This is a genomic window from Catenovulum agarivorans YM01 (assembly GCF_000281085.1).
GTDB lineage: Bacteria > Pseudomonadota > Gammaproteobacteria > Enterobacterales > Alteromonadaceae > Catenovulum > Catenovulum agarivorans.
Genome location: NZ_JH767541.1, coordinates 14224 through 32488, shown reverse-complemented (window position 1 = coordinate 32488; position 18265 = coordinate 14224). Strand labels below are relative to the sequence as shown.

At 39.8% G+C, this 18265-nt stretch carries 9 protein-coding genes; all 9 read right to left on the bottom strand.

The features are described from left to right. Nucleotides 1–274 (bottom strand): transposase (locus tag WSC_RS23540; RefSeq protein WP_016954312.1); only part of this gene is annotated, 274 nt, incomplete at its 3' end. A gap of 195 nt (nucleotides 275–469) precedes the next feature. Then, nucleotides 470–3667: a TonB-dependent receptor gene (locus WSC_RS0119950; RefSeq protein WP_016957729.1), complete on the bottom strand. Its 3198-nt coding sequence runs from the start codon at nucleotides 3665–3667 to the stop codon at nucleotides 470–472. A 223-nt stretch (nucleotides 3668–3890) separates the two neighbouring features. After that, nucleotides 3891–5567 (bottom strand): LamG-like jellyroll fold domain-containing protein, encoded by a 1677-nt coding sequence (locus WSC_RS0119945; RefSeq protein ID WP_016957728.1) that lies wholly within the window; start codon nucleotides 5565–5567, stop codon nucleotides 3891–3893. After that, nucleotides 5557–6144 (bottom strand): sigma-70 family RNA polymerase sigma factor, encoded by a 588-nt coding sequence (locus tag WSC_RS0119940; RefSeq protein WP_016957727.1) that lies wholly within the window; start codon nucleotides 6142–6144, stop codon nucleotides 5557–5559. The genes WSC_RS0119945 and WSC_RS0119940 overlap by 11 nt, the downstream gene beginning before the upstream one ends. A gap of 215 nt (nucleotides 6145–6359) precedes the next feature. Then, complete coding sequence (locus tag WSC_RS0119935; RefSeq protein WP_016957726.1) at nucleotides 6360–8951, bottom strand: endo-acting ulvan lysase-like protein; 2592 nt, start codon at nucleotides 8949–8951, stop codon at nucleotides 6360–6362. A gap of 150 nt (nucleotides 8952–9101) precedes the next feature. Beyond that, nucleotides 9102–10949: a heparin lyase I family protein gene (locus tag WSC_RS0119930; protein WP_016957725.1), complete on the bottom strand. Its 1848-nt coding sequence runs from the start codon at nucleotides 10947–10949 to the stop codon at nucleotides 9102–9104. Between the two features lie 37 nt (nucleotides 10950–10986). After that, nucleotides 10987–12225 carry a family 43 glycosylhydrolase gene (locus WSC_RS23535; RefSeq protein ID WP_016957724.1) on the bottom strand — a complete coding sequence of 413 codons (1239 nt, stop codon included), beginning with the start codon at nucleotides 12223–12225 and terminating at the stop codon, nucleotides 10987–10989. Between the two features lie 382 nt (nucleotides 12226–12607). Next, nucleotides 12608–16198 (bottom strand): glycosyl hydrolase, encoded by a 3591-nt coding sequence (locus WSC_RS0119920; protein WP_016957723.1) that lies wholly within the window; start codon nucleotides 16196–16198, stop codon nucleotides 12608–12610. A gap of 46 nt (nucleotides 16199–16244) precedes the next feature. Further along, nucleotides 16245–18254 carry a hypothetical protein gene (locus WSC_RS0119915; RefSeq protein WP_040395270.1) on the bottom strand — a complete coding sequence of 670 codons (2010 nt, stop codon included), beginning with the start codon at nucleotides 18252–18254 and terminating at the stop codon, nucleotides 16245–16247. Nucleotides 18255–18265: the final 11 nt, after the last annotated feature.

Genomic DNA, 18265 nt, shown 5'->3' with positions numbered 1-18265 from the left:
GATTTTTCTTGATTAATTGCGGTTCAAATGTACCCGCTCTGTCTCTTGGGGTCTCCAGTTCAAACTCACCATGAGTTGATTTAATCGTCTTTTTAGTGGTTCCATTTTTACGATTAGGTTCAGATTCGCTTTCTATGTGCTGTTCAATTTCAGCTTTTAGAGCAGCTTCGGTGAGCTGTTTAATGAGAGGTGTCAGTACACCATCTGCGCCTGTCAGTTTTTTACCTGATTGAAGTTGTTCTAAAGCTTTGTTGAAATCGAATTCTTGAGACATGTGTCACTCCTGTTTGAATTAACATTGTAATGAAGTGACACAGATTTCTAAACACTACCATTAGAAAATTTAAGGTGTAATTTTGCCAATTTACAAGAGCATCCAAATGATGCTCTTGTAATAAACGTTATAAACCAATGAGCGACTCTCCTACTGCGAGCTCACTCGTTAAAGAATTGACAACTAACTCAACAATTAAAATGAAAAACTCACACTTGCTGAGTATGTGCGGCCATCATAGTTAATTTTACGCACAGCTCGCTCGTTATCTCCATCAAATTCAATACGTTTTTCATTAGTTAGATTGAATCCTCGTAAATTAAATTTAACGTTATTGTTTAAGGTATATGATGCTGAAAAATCTAGCTGACCACGCTCAACTACGTTTTTATCATTTAAACCTGCAATTGAACTACCACCTTGTAATTTATATCTATCACGATAGTTATAAGCTAAACGTAAACTAATACCATCGTTTTCCCAATAACCAATCGCGTTAAATGTGTTGGGTGAAATGCCTTTTAATTCATCAACACCACTAGAAGTGGTTTCTACGTAAGAGTAATTTAAAATGCCACCAAAACCATTCCAAGGGTAAGGCAAAAAATCGAGTTTTTGCTGGGTCGCAATTTCTAAACCTTTTACTTTAATCGTGTCTGCAGAGTTATAATAATCTTTAACGTCAACTTCACGCTCCATCGTTATCACCTCACCTTGGTCATTCGTGTATACATGATCTTCAACTTGGTAACATTTAAAGTCATCATTTTCTAGCGTTTCTATACGTAACTCACCGACTTCACTCGCAAAAACACCACCACCCGTAGGGCAAATCTTACGATTTTGTATTAATCCACTTATCGTTTTTTGGAACAAACCAAGCGATATTGCGCTACCTTCTCGGTTATACCATTCTATAGATAAATCTAAACTATCGGCTGTATAAGCCTCTAGTGTAGCTTGAGGTAAATCAATCCTAATTTTAGTATCGTTTTCGGTATAAGTTGAAGCTGGTGACATCTTACGTAAATTTGGTCGTACCATGCCTCTATATGCTGCTGTTCGCAATAAAACGTCGTCACTCAATTCCAACGTCATATTCATAGAAGGTAAAAAGTTACTATAGTCTTTGATAAACTCAATTGGTTCAACTCTCGTGCCATTTTCATCTGTCACAGCATTAGTTCCTGTGATGACATTTTCGGTTTTTACGTATCGGCCACCTAAATTACCGGTAAATGGAATACTGCCAACCTCACCAGAAAAATCTGTCATAACATAGGCGGCAAAAACATCTTGAACATTTTCAAAATTGCTGCCAAATCGGCTAAGTGCACGAGTCGTTTTGTTGCGATTTATCACAAATCCATTTTCAGGATTAATATCGTAAGGCGCAACTATGTAGTTTGGATCAGCAGCTAATTTTTCAGCTTCTTCTAGTCGTAATGCGGCTAATCTATCATCCATCCCATTTTGTAATTGTGCAATTACATGATCGGTATCCATTGACCACCAGCCCTCAGCAGCATTAAATACGTTAGGTAATAACCCATCAAAAAACGGCGTTTCACGGGTTGTTATTGTATCTTGGGTAAACAAATCATCTTTAATTGCCGATAAATCTATACCCGCAACAGAAGGGTTATAGAAAATATTCTTATATTCTTCTGTTGCTTGTCTAACACCAAAACTAAATGTTTCAAAAGTTAAATTATCACGAAATAAAGCAAGGTCGATAAATCTAGTTGCGTCTACATTAATACTTTCAAGATTACGTTTTGGTGAATCAGTTCCACCAAATACATAAAATCTCGTATCTTTTTTGTTTTGACTCCCATCATCTTGCTTTGAGCGGTCTGCGTTTACACTTTGACTAGAATAAGCAGGGTTTGGATATAAGAAAGTTCTATCAGATAATTCTGGTGTTACTCCATAAGTATCAGAGCCGTCATAAAATAATTTAGCAAAAAAATCATCCAAATTGCCTTCACCTGTGTGCAAGTGAACATTCACTCCTGTAGGGGAAAAACTCTTTGGATTTTTATTGCCTTGGTAACGCACGTCAACGCCAGTTTGATTAAATATATTTTCTGACTCAGACTTAGATACAGCTCCTGATAGCTTCCATTCATCGGTCATGTATTCAGCGTCAATAAATATACCTTTGGCTTCTTCATACATGTTAAACACACGGTTACCAACCGACCAATTGACATTGGTTATTTCAACAGCTGATAAACCATACACATCTTTACCTGCATCATTTTTGCCCCAATAAAATAGATCGTTTGATCTAGGCGCAATAGTTACGCCAGCGTTGTTAAGAGGAGCGCTGAAATTAAATTGCTCCCATTTGTTGTCATCAAGATCACGCTTTGTGTATAAAAGGTCGGTACTAATTTTTAAATTATCTGTCACTTTCAGCTGAATATTACCAGTAAATGATATTCTGTCACCGCCACTTAATTCGACAACTTGGCGCAAATCACGCGGTATATTGATTACTGCATCAGAAGCAATACCAGCGGCTAACTTAAATTCTTCCAATGAGGTATATTGGTCAGTTGCTTTAAACAATTGTTGATCAGATTTATCTTTACCTGTTTGCAATTCATTTAGTACATCGTAGTTATTAAAATGCAAAGTATCTCGACGGAAATTTTGTTCAGAGCCAGCTAATTTGAAAGCGACTGCAAGTTTATCTTTAATTAAGTGCTTTGAAACAGACACTGAAAACTGTTTGTTCCAACTGCCTTGTAATTCTTCATAACGACCTCCTAAATTTATTTTTATTTGACCATCTTTTTTCGCTAGGGCTCGCTGTAATCTTTTATCTACATTACCTGCTACGCCACCTTCTTGCATGGCCGCTGTTGGCGATTTATAAACAGTTACGCCATCAAAAACACCAGACTCAAAACTACCAAATGGATTTGCATCACCAACATCTTGGTTACTTCTACTTGGTGTAGCAAACGACTGACCATTCGCTGTAATTTTAGTATAACCACCAGGTAAACCGCGTAAATTAATAGACGACTGACGACGCTCTTCATCTCGATTAACCTGAATACCAGGAATAGCTTGGAGTGCTTCCCCCAAATCTAATGCTGGTAGCGCATCAATATCAGCGGCAGATATTGCATCTACAATAGAAATAGCTTCACGTTTAGTATTAAGTGCACTTTCTAAAGCACCGCGAACCCCTGTTACTTCAATGGTTTCAACTTCTTCTCGTTTTGCCGCACGCTCTTTCGCCGTTAACTTAGTTTGATTTACCACTGGCTCAGCTGAATTTGCAGAATGGCTAATTGAAAAAATTAATCCCGTCGCAGCAAGAGCCAAAGCGACTCTACTTAATTTGTGATTACTTCGATTGGTACATACGTTCATTTGGATCTCCAGAATCGAGTTATGCTCTAAGGCTTGCGCGCCTTTGACATTTACCTTTTTGTTATTGAATGAGTAGTTTTGCAGCTAATTGGTTGCTGCTAGTTAGAAGAGGGACTCAACGTATTAATTGACACCCCTTGAAACAAAAAAGTTAAAATATTTAAACTTATTTTTACAAAAGGAGTAGAAGTAGATATTTAAGCAAACTCAGGACAACACTAGCCTACCAAGGTAGGCCAGTTGTAGGGTCTAGCTCGACAATATAATTCGTAGGTAAATTAATTAGCGTGCGTTCTGGCAATAAATCAATACTTGGCTGTAAGCCAAAATAATTTAAGTGCTGACCCAAATTATTAAAATGTAACTCGACCATAAATGGCGTGAGTGCAAAATCATAAAAGGCAACTTCATCAATAGTACCCGCAAAAGCTTCGTTGTTGGCAAATCGAACATCTGTAGATCTTACGGGTACAGGTCTATTGGGTGAATTGCCAATATTAGCCGCGCCAGCACCACCACTAAGCATCTTAGATCCAGGTGGATACTGATAAGAAGCGTGTTGCACACCATCTATATATATAGCTTTTAAACCTGTTTTGACACTATAGGTCGCGACAATGTGGTGCGCACGTCCATCTTTTAAATCTGCTAAAGTTGGTCGTCCTTCTAGACCATCTAATGGTAATTTTAATTCATGATAACCCTGTCCAACTAGGTAAAGCCCAAAACTTAAGCTCTCTTTAAAATCGCCATCAGGCCGCAAATACGGTTTATACTGGATATCATTTTGAAAACTTAAAACAATGCGTAGCTCTTTATCTTCTTGATCTTTTCGGAAAATTTCATCCATATCACCAACACTTGCTGAAAATTCAGGTTTTACCAATGCTTCTAATGTAATGCCTTCATTTACTGCAAATGACCCTGAAGCAGGCACAGTTCCTCCGCCACTACCAACATCAACACGTGCGTTAACGCTATTATCAAAATAATATGCACCTTTGCCTAATAGGCCTTCTGTTCGCAGAGCGCCACTAGCTGCAATGCCATGAGCTGTACCCGCTGTATCTATTACCCGGTCAACATTACCATCAAAAGACCAATAATGGGTTGGACGCCAACGCTGAGGGATCAATGTAGTTTTCTCTCCAGTTACAATTTGTGGGTAATGTTTTGTTAGGTCTAAAAGCAGGTCTCCACCATTGGTATTCAAACTAAACTTAGTGCCATGCACAACTAGGTTATGGTTATTCGCGCCAACTACCGACACAGTGCCACGTATTAGCTTAATTTCATGTGGATTAACCAGTTTAAACAGACTATTTTTAGTAAACTTTATAATTTCTCCACTCGCCAATTTTAATTGTGCTTCTTGATTGGCCTTATATTCACCTATATACAAATAGTTTTCGCTAATTTGGCCTAAATTAACGATAGAAAATTGACCTTCTATAACTTCGGCTTTAAACGGATCTAACCTATCTTTCAAAACCACCCAAGTAGCAACAGCAACAGCAACAAATGCACAGAGAATGACAGCAAACAGAACCAATTTTATTTTATTCCATAACTTCACTTTAGGAAGGTCGCTGGCATCGCCAAGACATGTATCTTTTGATGAATCTATTTCATTGCCGATCGATAGAACCGAAGTATTATTGTGTGCACGAACAATAAACTCCTCTGCGGTACTGATGCGTCTATATACGTATTCTAAATTTTGACTAGCACCAGATGATAAATAGGTATGAATTCCCACGTAATCCAGATAAAAACGCATTGCTTTGGGATTGTCTTTGATCAATTGCTCTAGTTGCTGTATCTGTTCTGGAGTAACTTGTTCTTCGCACACCGCATCAGCAATTTCTCGAACCGCTTTAAACTCATCACTATAGTTCATCAGCGCTCTCCATAACTTTTTGTTCTACGCAATCATATAGCTTTCGTCTTAATTTACGTATTGCTTTACGAATGGCGTAAATTGAACGCCCTGTTTCATCAGCCAATTCTTGGGCGTTCAAATTATTCACATAAAACCGTTGGTAAATTTGCTGTAAAGGAGCAGGTAACATTGAACAACACTGCTCTAAATGCCACCATTTTTTTTCTTGTTGGCTGAGGTTAAATGTTTCTGGTGTGGCGACTTTGTCACTAAACTCTTGTAAAAAATCTTCACTGAAACCTAGGGTATATTTTTTATGTGCATATCTATAGTCACGGACTCTATTGAACGCAATACCATTAGCCCACTTAGAAAAGTTCGTTCCAAGTTCAAATTTTTCAAAGTCTTTCCACAATGCCACACTGGTTTCTTGAAATACATCGTCTGCAGCAGCTTTGTCCATCATATACGCATAAATATAGGCATATAAGCGATTTTTGTCCGCTTCAAATAGCTCAACAAATATATTTGACTTGTTTGTAGCATCAGTTAAATGTGTTTGCGTCGATTGCAAAATCGCTTGCTCCGAAGACACTAATCTCTCCTGCGAAACTAGAACTTATGAAATAACATCATCACAGGAATATACAATAATGTTCGAACACATGTAAGTAGTATTAACAATAATTTAATCATTTTATTTCAATTTAAGTCATTTTTATTCACCCAAATGTATAGCTTCACATATACCATATTCAAGTTAAGGGCCAAATATACCTTCCTCATTTCCTAACTCTTTACCTATCTGTGTCAAAATTTACGATAAGCGGCTGTTTGCTCAGTTTTTAACACCTTACCCTGGAAAGACAACTCCTGCCCTTGCCCTATGTATAAATCGGTTAACTTGCCATTTGTTAAGGTGATCACACCAAAATGACCGGTAAACTTAATACCTAATTTTTCGTTTAGATAAGTTTGCTTATCACCTTGCTGTAACAACACATATTGTGTGACCTGCTGACCTGCAACTTTGGCTTGTACCACAATACCTTTAAACAAATCGCCAGCCATCAAACGCTCTGTTGATTGTATCGCTGGTTGTTCATTCCCTTGATAAGACTCGTAAGTCAGTGCAAAGGGGTTATCCCAAACGTCTCCTTGATGACGCAATAAAAACATCGGAATGGGCTTTTTGTTATAAGGCGCTGGTTCAATTTTAGAGGCTGGTGCTTTTACTTTAGTCACACTAAGGTCTAAACCGGCGACAATACGAGACTGCATTGTCACTGGGCCATTTTTATATTGATCAGCACTAAAGGTTGCAAGGAAACCTGCTTTAGAAGTTGCTGAGCTTTGTACATCCTTCAAAAAATGCCAACCAGGATGAGCAAAGTTACGATCATGACTCCATTTCACGTCAATCGCTTTCGGGTAACGGTTAGGATCTGGGGTGAATTTCACCGGCTGGTTTTGCGACGTTACTGTTAAGTTATCTGATAGATTGCGATACAAATAATCGTGAAATTGCTTGTCGGTATCTGATTTTGCTCGGAAGACATCAACATAATAACCAACATCATCACTCAAACGGATCAAGGCGGTAGTTCGTTGGTGGAATGCTTCTTTAACTAAGTTAAACTCGTCGTGAAAATTGGTGGTTACAAATGAATATTTATCACTCACCGGTGACGTTCTTGGCTGAGGTTCAATAAATGCTTTTGTTACGCGATTAATACCAAGTTGTATCCAGCCACCTTTCGACGCTGATGCGCCGTTACTGATCACCGTATTATGCCCAGCAAATAGCCGTTTATAGTTTTGATGAACATCTGAAGGGTAATCGCCCTTACCAGCCTCAACACCCAAAACATGACCTTGACCATAAAGCTCTAAATCAATACCAGATGCGTGACCATGAACATAACTGCCACCACCAACAGTGGCCATTAAACCATTTTTAACCGGGTCAGCTGTATGAATATTACGTTGAATAAAAATACCGGCAAATGGGATATCTACAGTTGTATAAGCATTAAAGGTTTCTGTCGACTCACCTGCTCCTAAATCTGCTTCGGCCCAAAGTAGCTCTAGAGGCGCATAATAGGGTTTCGCTTTGGTATGTTGAGGGAGTAGCTGAGCTCGGTCGTAGTTGCCGGTGGCAATAGCATGTTTGAGTTCATTGCCGAAAACCGCCTTTAACCCTTGATTGTTATTTAACACCGCTGATTTATAAGCCAACTCAAATTCAAGGTAGTTATCTTTATAAGAGCGGTTGCCGTCACCAAACGCAGGAAAATGATGATTGGGGTAACGTAAGTGTTCGTTAGTTAACAGCGCTGTAGCGATATTAGGATACTTATTCCCTAGCTGCAATTCAGGTTCTAAGCGGTCGATAAGATTCATCAGGTACAAACTAAAATAGGCAACATGCATAGAGTAATTTAACGACTCAGGCCAAATATCACCCGGGTTGACATAACTTTTAGCCACTTTAGCTAATGAGTCTTGATGAGGCGTATCAATAGTTAAATAGCGCTCTAGATAATAGTTTCGTGTTTTTTCATCATCGATGGCTAAAGCATTATGAACCAAGCTTGATGATTCAAGTACCGGCCAGTTGTTATTAACTAAGCCCGAGTCCAAGGCTAATTGTGCATATGATTTAAACACCTTCTGTGCGGCCGAAAAATCAAAGTCGACTAATTTTTTTTGCACCACATCATAGGCTTGGCCACCAGCTTTTAAATAATTGTAAATAAAATCATAAATTAGCGGGATTTGAGCGCCATAAATTCGAGATTCTAATAAGTGGTTTTCAGAAACAATCCAGCCGCGATTATCTAAATGCACAGGTGCAGTACCAATTGGCGTATTATTTAAACTTTGCACCACGGTGTACAAAATATCTGCTGCGCAATCAGCATATTTTTGTTCGGCACTAAAGTTATACAAAATGCCGCAGTCAATTGCTGACTGTAAACTGCTTTGTAACGGCCATCTCAGGTGATTAACACCGATATTAGCTTGATCAATCACCGCAGGAATAGCGCCAGATGCCTTTTCCCACTGAAGCGGTAGTTTTTCAATATTGGCAATACGAGCCGCCAGAGATGTTGGCGCGAAGGCATCAGCACGTTCTTTCAACTGTAAATAGCGTCTGTTGGCCCAATCATGCTGCTTAATGTTTTGTTCAACAACGACTTTCTCGGCCGGTGTTAACCAAATCATTGGCCGTTCAACCGCTGTCGCACTGGCACTTGTGAGCATCACCGAGCTTATCAGCGCCCAACGATTTACGTTAACTAAGGTAGATTTCGCGTTCTGGATTGTTGTTCGAATAGGTTTAACGCTATCGATGGCGGTATTTATTCGAGCAAACAGTGTGTATTTTTGGCGCATCATTATGCTCCCTAACGAGTTAAATAATTTAGTTTGTGCTCATGCTTTGCTATCGTAATAAGTTTGCTGTGACCACTTGGCATTGACTTTAGGTAGATGCTTAGCCAGTTGTTCACTTACATTTTATTACCCATTGAATGAGCTCCTAGCTGATTATTTATTAATACCATCCTTATCAAAATAACCGGGGGCAGCATCGTAGTAACTAACGTCAGCGCCTTCTACTTGGCGAAGTTCATCCATATATAAAATAGCGTCGTAACTACGTTCTGAATTACTCCCCCACAGATACCAACCCCAAGATGGGTACAAACCTTTATCATCGTTATAGCCGATTTGGATATTTTGACGGTCAACCATTTGCACGCCATCAAACCAAATTTTAATAAAGCCTTTCGGTTCAAACGGATCGGTTTTCACTTGAATAACTACATCCACCCAACGATCTTGATAATCAGCAAAATCAACAGCGACATTAAAGCTCTCGTTACCCTCACCTTGCGTACTGGTGCTAAGTTTCGCTGAATCCCACGAATAACCCACATTAAAACCTTCAGTGGCAATATTGAGCGCTAACGGCGGAATACGGCTTGGCTCGCCATCTGCGCGATCGGCTGCGCCATGTATTTGAAAGAAGAGTGCCTGCTCTGATCCCGACAACTTAGTGCCATCTTTAGGGAAATAAACACTAAAACCATACCAAAGAGTGGCTAAAATACTGCTGGCATTTCTGCCATGAAACATAGCTTTGCGATCAACATTGTCTAACACCTTTGGGTCGCCATTCCACTTGGCAGGATCGCCATGCACCCAATGTAACTTAGCTGAATAGTTACCAAACCGAGTCAGGGTCGGTTCAGCAAAAAATGAATGTGGTCCTTGCATTTGCCCGAAAGCAAAACTTTTCGGCAAGCTGGTATCTAAGCCAGGTTGGTAGGTGCCTGGGGTGCTGATAGCGTTCCAACCACCGCCTTCAAATGACTCATTTACTCGCAAGGTGGTGCGATTGTAGGGATTATTGCCGACAACAGTGTTACCAATAGGAAAGTTTTGCCCGCCGGGAACTCCAATTAATTTTTCGCTAATGGCATCACTGGTAAGCGATAACACATCTTCAGCAAAACCATCACCATCAACATAAACCGCTTTAACATAAAGGTGTTTACCAACATCTGCTGCTAATAAGGTATATGAAGCTTGGTTATTATCGGCGATTAATAAGTCATCAAGATACCAATAGTAATCAACCATGCCTGTCACTGTGTTAGCATCTGTCAGTTGTGCCGTAATGGTGTTACCTTGCTGAAAAATAGCGCCTGCACCATTGCCATCTGTCAGTGTTAGACTACCTAAACTATTTTCAATGGCTAGAATCTGAGTTGTTTGAGCTGAACTTAACGATTCATTGAAACCATGACCATCGGTATAATTAACCTGCGCTGAAATCTTTTTACCAACCTGCTCTACCGTCAACAGCAAGTTAGTAGCTGTCTGCTCTGCAATTAAATTATTGTCGGCATACCAAGCAACGACGACACTGTTTTCAACTACACCATTATTGTCATCCGTTAACACCAGTGACAAGGTGTCACCCTGCAGTGCTGTACCATTAATGGTTACTTCTCCTTGAAAGTTGACCAAAGGAACGGTAGCACTTTGTGAGGAGCTCACCTGGTTGTTAAAGCCTTTATCGTCTTGATATTGAACGCTCACTTGAATTTTTTTATTAATGTCGTCTTTTTGAATTTGGTATTGCTTGGTAGTAGCACCTGTGATCAGCACACCATCACGCTTCCATTGGTAGACGACTGCGGATAGATTTGACAGGCCATCAGCATCGCTAAGGTTGGCGGTTAGAGTCTCGCCATAAACAACATTCCCTGTTAACGTTAACTCGCCTTGGGTGTTTACTGGTTTTTCTTCAGTTGTACCACTTTCACCGCCACCACAAGCGGTTAATAACATAGTGGTTGTTAAACTTAAAATTTTACGGATATACATAGTATTACTCTTATGATTTTATTATTAAATTTACAAACTATCTCATGTCAGCATAAAACTCGTCTGTACGGGCTTTATCCACCACCAACTTCTCTCCTTGCCATTTCATCGCCACAAGCGCCGGACGTTTCGATAACCCTTCTGGGTTAATGGTATTAAGCGGGTTCCAGAAAATAGTGCCCCACCATTGCCCATCTTTATCTTTAAAAAAATTACCGTGACCTCCGCCACTCAGCACGTTTCTCATTTCGCCATAAGGACCATAAACATTTTCTGAAGTGGCAAGTAATGGATCATAGCTATGCAGGTCAACGAGCTTTTTACCGCGTTTACTTTTGCTGTGATCATAAGTGTAAAACTCGCTGCCTTCTGGCTTTACGCTCCAAGAGGTAGTCACGTAATGGTATTTACCGTTAGCTTTGAACAAGAACGCGCCTTCGTTGTGATAAACACCATCAATGGCTTTAAACTCGGTATATCTTGGCTCTTCAGCAAGCCCTGAAAAATCATCCTTAATGCGCGCTATGCCATGCGCTTGATAAACGTAATAAGCTTTGCCATCGTCATCAACAAATAAACTTGAATCAATACCATCGGTTAATGGTTTCTCTGGCTGCACGTCAACATACGGGCCTTCAGCTTTGCCACTGATGCTGCGTAACATAAAAGTGCCACCAGGTTTACCGCGCCCTATATACGGAGTGTTTTCAGGTAAAATTTTATTGTGATTAATAGAACCAACAATAAAGAAAGTCTTTTGTGAAGGTACATAGTGAATTTCATTCGCCCAAGCACAGCGGCGCACTAAATGCGTTTTTTCTAAAGTATCAAGGTCTGTTGGCAATTCATTGGGTTTATAAACCTTACCTGGCTCACTGCCTTCTTTTGGGTACACATAATAGTCACTGATCCAACTATTCATTTTATCGAGTTCGGCGACTAAACCTAACGGTTGCCAATGTTTTAAATCTTGCGATTTCCAGACATGAATACCTGCATTCCAGCCCCAGAAACTACCACCATCATGAATGGTGGTGCCTGTCATGTAGTAATAATTGTCTGGCCCCATGGTGATTTGAGTATCTCGCAGCTCAGTATCAAATAAAGGTTTAACCGAGGCAGGAATTTGAGTGTTAGGATCAGTAACGTCTACCGTGCCATAAGGTAGTTGAGCATAAACTTGCTTAGCAAACATCATCATTGCGAAAATGGTCGCATAAATAACATTTACAGATAAACTTAATATTAAAGTCGAAAAATAACGAAAGTACGACATCCCCTATTCCTGATATTAGTTAACTAATTGAATATCTGATTAGGAATAGGGAAATTAACGTAGAAATTGACACCCCTACTATTGCATATTCTTATAAATAGAGCTAAATCAATATAAATAGCGATAATCAGCTGGAGATAAAAGCCATTTAGGCAAGGCAAGTTGGCACAGGCATAGTGGTTGTATGTCAAGCCAACTTAACGCAGAATAAATGGCTTTTAACCCAGCCTTTTAGGAGCCTCACAGACAGCCCAATTCTGTGTTGTATCATTTTGAAAGGTGCCTACATTCCTGCAATGATACGCCTTGAATTGTACTGTCTGTGATGGCTCTGATGCTCGCAATTTATATTGATTTAGCTCTATATTCACAAACGAATCGTTTACCTTTTCAGAGTAGAATTCGCCACATCTATTTTAAGCTCAATATAGGGGATAAGCTTAACTGGCCCCAACAAACCCGAGGGTTGCAAAGGTGAATCTTTTTTATAAGGCTGATAAGTTGTAAATGTTGTGCGGCCTGTCTTTGGTAACTGTTGGCCGTTTTGAAACCACTCTGGCCATGCGGCTGTCGAACCATCTGGATTTCTAGGCAGGTGATCAGGTAATGCCGCATCACCAATTAAGCGATTTACCCACGTATTGGTGATATGGATCTCTAATTGATTTAGCCCGAGTTTAAGATATTCAGTGACATCTACTCGATATGGTGGTTTCCACAATGTTGTAAGCATTTGACCATTAAGCTTTACTTGAGCAATATCATATACTTCCCCTAAATCTAACAAAGTTTTTTGATTTTGATTAATTTGCTCTATCGTAAAATGGGTTTGGTAAACCCCTGTTCCCGAAAAGTAACGCACGTTTTCATCGCTATTATCTATCCACAATGCTAAAGAATTAAGGGTTTGTGGCTTTGGTAAATGATGCTCGTAACCAAATTGCGCTGGAAACGATAATCGCCATGGTTCAACCAAAGTTTGTATGCTAGGTACATTATTTACTCGCAATAATTCTGTTTTACCAGAAGGCATGCTTAGCTCGTAAGTGCCATTCCTATAAACATTTGCAATAACCTTTTGATTTTTAAGTGTTAAATCAACACCATCAGTAGGGCTAATAGCTTGTATAGGGGCCGGCATTAAATCCGACTTCACCTTTGTTTTTGGAAAAACAACAAACAATGAACCACTTGGGTCTAAGTCAAAGGTAACAGTGGTGGTACCATTACCATGCGCCTGCCATAAAGCAGGTTTAACCATTTCGCCAGTGTCCGCATTCCAGAATTCAGGTTCGCTACCAGCAATACGAAATGTAGCCTGTACATTTTGTGCTGATTGTTTAAACAAACTCAGAAAATAAAAATCTGCCGTAGCTGTTTGTCTATGTAACCACTCAATATTTTCACCCGCTTGATTAAAACTTACGTCAGCCTGTAACCCGATAGATTGAAACACCTGAGCAATAGACTTGTTCCAATGGATTGCTCCTTTCTTCGTAACTTTAACTTGTTTCTTTTGTTCGAGCGATGTTGTAAACCATAGCTTATTTGCCAACTGTTTTACTTTTTGATCGGACTCTGGGTAGCCGACTAAACTAGGCGAGCCAATAGGCTTATCACCCAAAATAGTTGCGCCTTGTTCAACTAATTCGTTGATTTTTTCTAACGTAGCAAGTGTTAAAAAGTGGCTGTTTTTAAGCACCAATAGTTTATAGCGCATCCCTGATGGCAGCACGATATGATCATTTTCATAACGCATGGATTGCAACAGCTCTTGGTTTATATAATCAAAATTATATCCAGTGCTGGTTACCTGGTTATGGATAGATTCCAGATCATATGGAGCCGTTTCTCCAACAAAAACTGCATAGTCAGCAACAAATTGCCCCGACTGCAACATCTGTTGAACTCGCTGCAAGTAACGCAACCATGCTTTACTTTGTTCAAACCATGTTAAGGTTCGCTCAAAATTAAAACCATAAGAACCAAATGTCATGCCTGGATACCGATCAAGCCATGGTTGCATCGCCCATCTGTGAAATATCATTCGATTGGTACCACGCGCAAACATGCGATCTCCGTTTGCTTTTAAAGCATAAGGATAATTAACCCAACCTGCGTGTTGCGGTATCGCAGTAAATGCTTCTGCTGCAACAATTTTTTTGCCATACGCATGTGCAGCTGAAGCGGCTTGTTTTGCGCTGTAGCCGGGTTTTTCATCTCCAGTAGGCAAGTTCCAAAATTCATTCATGGGAATATCCACATGACCTGCAGCTTGAAGTGTATCCATGGGGCCATATAAATAAGCTTCTGCTGATACCTGCATTCCGTGTCGTTCAGATAGAGTTTTTAAATGCCCGAAATAGTTATCAGCTACAACGTCTGCCAACACCCTCCGGAAATCCCATAAAAACCGTTCTGATACTGCTGAACTATCAACAATTTGACCTACAGTAGCAGGGAGGTAAGGCAGTAAGTCATAACCAGTTCTAGCTTTAAATTCAGAAGGTAATTGGCTATCCCAAGTATCATATTTCACTTCCCAACTATCTATATGAGTACCAGATAAAGTGTCGCCAGCTAGAGGTGCTATATCGTTAATCAACTTGCCCAAAAAATTATCAAAGTGCATTGCCAGTTTGTCTTTATTTAATTTGCTCACTTCTAGCCCGGCTCCTCCTTGTGAAGGCGGATGGTTTTCTTTTGCAGTTGAAGTATGACCAACCCGCACAATGTTCCATTGACCTTGCGGTAATTTGACTTGTAACTGGCCAGCTTTATTTACAAACTGGCTAATATTAATAATTTGGGGTGAACGAATAGTATTTGATACATCTGGTTGCAATGCGTCAGATTGCACGTAAAGAGCTTTTTCGTGCCAATTATTAATGCGCGGCGTGTTATAAAAATTGATTTCTGACAGATTCAATGAAAATTTTGGTACAAATACCGTATCCCATTTTTTGTCCAAAGCGTTGCTACGACTAGAAGCGACATTGGTTCCTCTTAGCATTAATCGAAAGTAGCGGGCAGTTTCAGAAGGAAAACTAACTGATTCAATATCACTTTTATGCGCAATAAAAATTGGTTTCACTGACCAATAGCGCTGGTTGTCATTAGATGCCTCCAGCATACCCACCACATTGCCTCTGCCGTCAATGTTTGCGTTTAAACTGATCGACTGCAACTCCGTTGGTTGTTTAAAATCAAAAACTAATTCGTGTGATTGCTTATCAAAATTTTTCAACTCAATATGAGTTTCCAAATTATTATCCATTATTGTACTGTCGGTAAGTACATTCCCACTAACTGTAATGTTAGGGATGGTTAAGGTATTTTTGACGTGAGTTTTAACTGCATAAGTTGCTATATCTTGATAATAACCAAGTTTCATTGGCGGAATAGGTAGCGTTATATCCAAATCTTCACCGCCTGTAACCAATTGTTCACTATATGTAATTTGTTGCATTGAGTCGGAAGGTTTTACCCACGGCCCACCACTTCCTGTCCATCCAGAATCATTATTTTGGATAATGTTTAACCCCAAACGTTTCGCTTCTTGAATCGCAAAAGTGTATAAATCACGCCAAGCGTCAGACAAAAAAACATATTCTCCAGCCGGTGTTCTAAAGCTTACATCCATAATTAGCGCACCACCAATACCAACACGTTTCATGGCTTCTAGATCAGCAGTAATACCTTCTTTAGAAAGATTACCATTCATCCAAAACCAATAAACCCATGGGCGGGCACTATCTGGGGGAGAGACAAATTTATGCCTAAAGTGTGCTAAATCATCTTGATATTCATGTGCTTGTATTGAATTGCTATGTGCATAAAACAACACAAGCCACAAATAAACCCATTCAAATTTAACGTTTTGTACGTATTGCAAGTAGCGAACCCAGTTAATCATATTTAATAATCTAGTATTTTCATCAGCAGATAGGGTAACTAAACACAATGGTAACATTGCGTCGTTTTACCCCGATATATAGGACAATGTATTGAAAACTTAGCTATAACCTATTCAATACAATGTCATAAGGCGTTACTGTGAGCACATCCGTATGTGAGCCTTTGAAGTTTAGTGTAAGTGTATAGCTATAGGATTTATCATCAAATTTCACGTCTACCTCTGGTAAAGCTTGGCCATTTTTATAAGGTATTAACACACTTAACAACTGCGGATTAACCTTATTCACAGTTGCACTTAAACGCTGTAAATATTTTTTGTACGGGTACTCTTTCCCTCTATTTACAAACGTTGCTTTGCTCATGTCATCAATGTTTACTTTCACTTGTTCGTGTTCACTAAATACCATCAAACGAGCTGCAGCTTTGCCTCGAAACCCTTTAATAATCGCACTTTTACCATCTTCAAATAAGGTATTGTTTGGGTAGGTAATATAGCGGCTAACTACTTCTACCGGTTTATCATGTTCTACTTGGCTGTCGTCTCTGAATACTAAATATGGCACAGGTCCACGTACAAAATAAGACTTACGCTCGGCATAACCTATCCAAGATTTATCAAAATCGTACGCATGCTCAGCTTGACCAACAACTAAGGCAGCATGCTCATCTTCACGATAACGTGCAATATGCCCATCACCGCCTTTAATTTGCTCCACACCGTCAATTCGCAAAGTGGTATGAGCTTCACTGCGCTCAGGCTCGTAGTTAGGGTCAATTAAAAAGCCTTCACCATATGCATAAAAAGTCACGGAGTTTTCATCTTGTTGGTCATGTCCACGATGGAAATCTATACCCGATGTCATAGCAAAATGCGCAGCATCTTCACCTTGCCAACTGCTGCGAGCAAATACACGGCCGCTTTCAAAATGATGACCCAATTTATAATTAACCGAAGCAGGGTTTACAGGAGCAGCAGGTTCATCACCCCACATAAATAAAAATGGTGCGGTATAAGTTGTACGAGGATGGCCGGCTAACCAATCCAGTTGGTTTGAGTCTTCAAGCGATTTTAACCAAGCCCATAATTGCTCTGGTTTGTTATAAGTTAACGCGCCCACCATACCTGCCACATCGGTAGGTACAGTTTCATTATTATCATTCATCGCCAACATGCGTCCTTCAAACGGCAATACTTTCCACAAAACTTGGTCGCCAGCTAACGCTAGAGTTTTATGTTTGCCAATTAAGTCTGGACCATTCGAGCGTTTAAGTGCCCATGAAAATACCGTGCTGCCACCCAATCCATATGCGTAATAATGGTGACCTTCTGTTCCATAACCAGTTTTATCCGTGAAAGTTGCTAAATAACCATCAACACGACCAATTGCACGTTGCATCCAATGATATTTTTCTGGAACATCTTCATTCCATAGTGCTAAAGCGGCTAACCCTAGCGCGCCATAATGCACAGCGCTATGATTACATGACAGCACACCAGGGGCAGGCGCCCCCCAAGTAGATTTTTTATGAGTTAGTTCATGCGCAAAATTTTCAATTTCTTTAATAGCACGCCCTCGTTCATCTTTGGACAACAATGGATAAACTAGGTCGTAGCCCAAAACCATTGCTTGAGTGGCATCAGACACTTGTAAGTGTGAGCGCCAATGCTGGCGATTACTTGGCTCGGTTTGATCCACAACCGCCATGAATATCTCTTTCGCTTTATCTAAATATTTTGGCTCATCAAATAAATAACCAGCAAAACCTAAAGTTCCTAAATAATTTTGTAAGCCTCGCCCTGCAGTTCCAATTCCGTTGTATTGGTTGGCTAACTTCCAAGGTTTGGTTTCAAGCTGCATGTATAAGTCAGCTTTAATTTGAATTTGTTTACGGGTTTCTTGTAACCACGGCAAAGACTGACTGCGTGCTTTAATTGCTGGCAACTCAGATTCTGTAAAAAAGAACGAAGGATGCGTTTGTGAAGTTTTTAATTGATCAACATTAATGTCCGCATATGGTTCCCAAGGAACTTGCTGACTCACTGCGTAATTTGAAAAAGCTATTGCCATACAGGCCAATAAAACTTTTGGATGAACAAAGCGCCTAAACATAATTTTCTTAC

Coding starts and splice junctions, on each gene's coding strand:
- WSC_RS0119950 (WP_016957729.1), bottom strand. CDS start 3,667: ATGAACGTATGTACCAATCGAAGTAATCACAAATTAAGTAGAGTCGCT.
- WSC_RS0119945 (WP_016957728.1), bottom strand. CDS start 5,567: ATGAACTATAGTGATGAGTTTAAAGCGGTTCGAGAAATTGCTGATGCG.
- WSC_RS0119935 (WP_016957726.1), bottom strand. CDS start 8,951: ATGATGCGCCAAAAATACACACTGTTTGCTCGAATAAATACCGCCATC.
- WSC_RS0119930 (WP_016957725.1), bottom strand. CDS start 10,949: ATGTATATCCGTAAAATTTTAAGTTTAACAACCACTATGTTATTAACC.
- WSC_RS23535 (WP_016957724.1), bottom strand. CDS start 12,225: ATGTCGTACTTTCGTTATTTTTCGACTTTAATATTAAGTTTATCTGTA.
- WSC_RS0119920 (WP_016957723.1), bottom strand. CDS start 16,198: ATGTTACCATTGTGTTTAGTTACCCTATCTGCTGATGAAAATACTAGA.
- WSC_RS0119915 (WP_040395270.1), bottom strand. CDS start 18,254: ATGTTTAGGCGCTTTGTTCATCCAAAAGTTTTATTGGCCTGTATGGCA.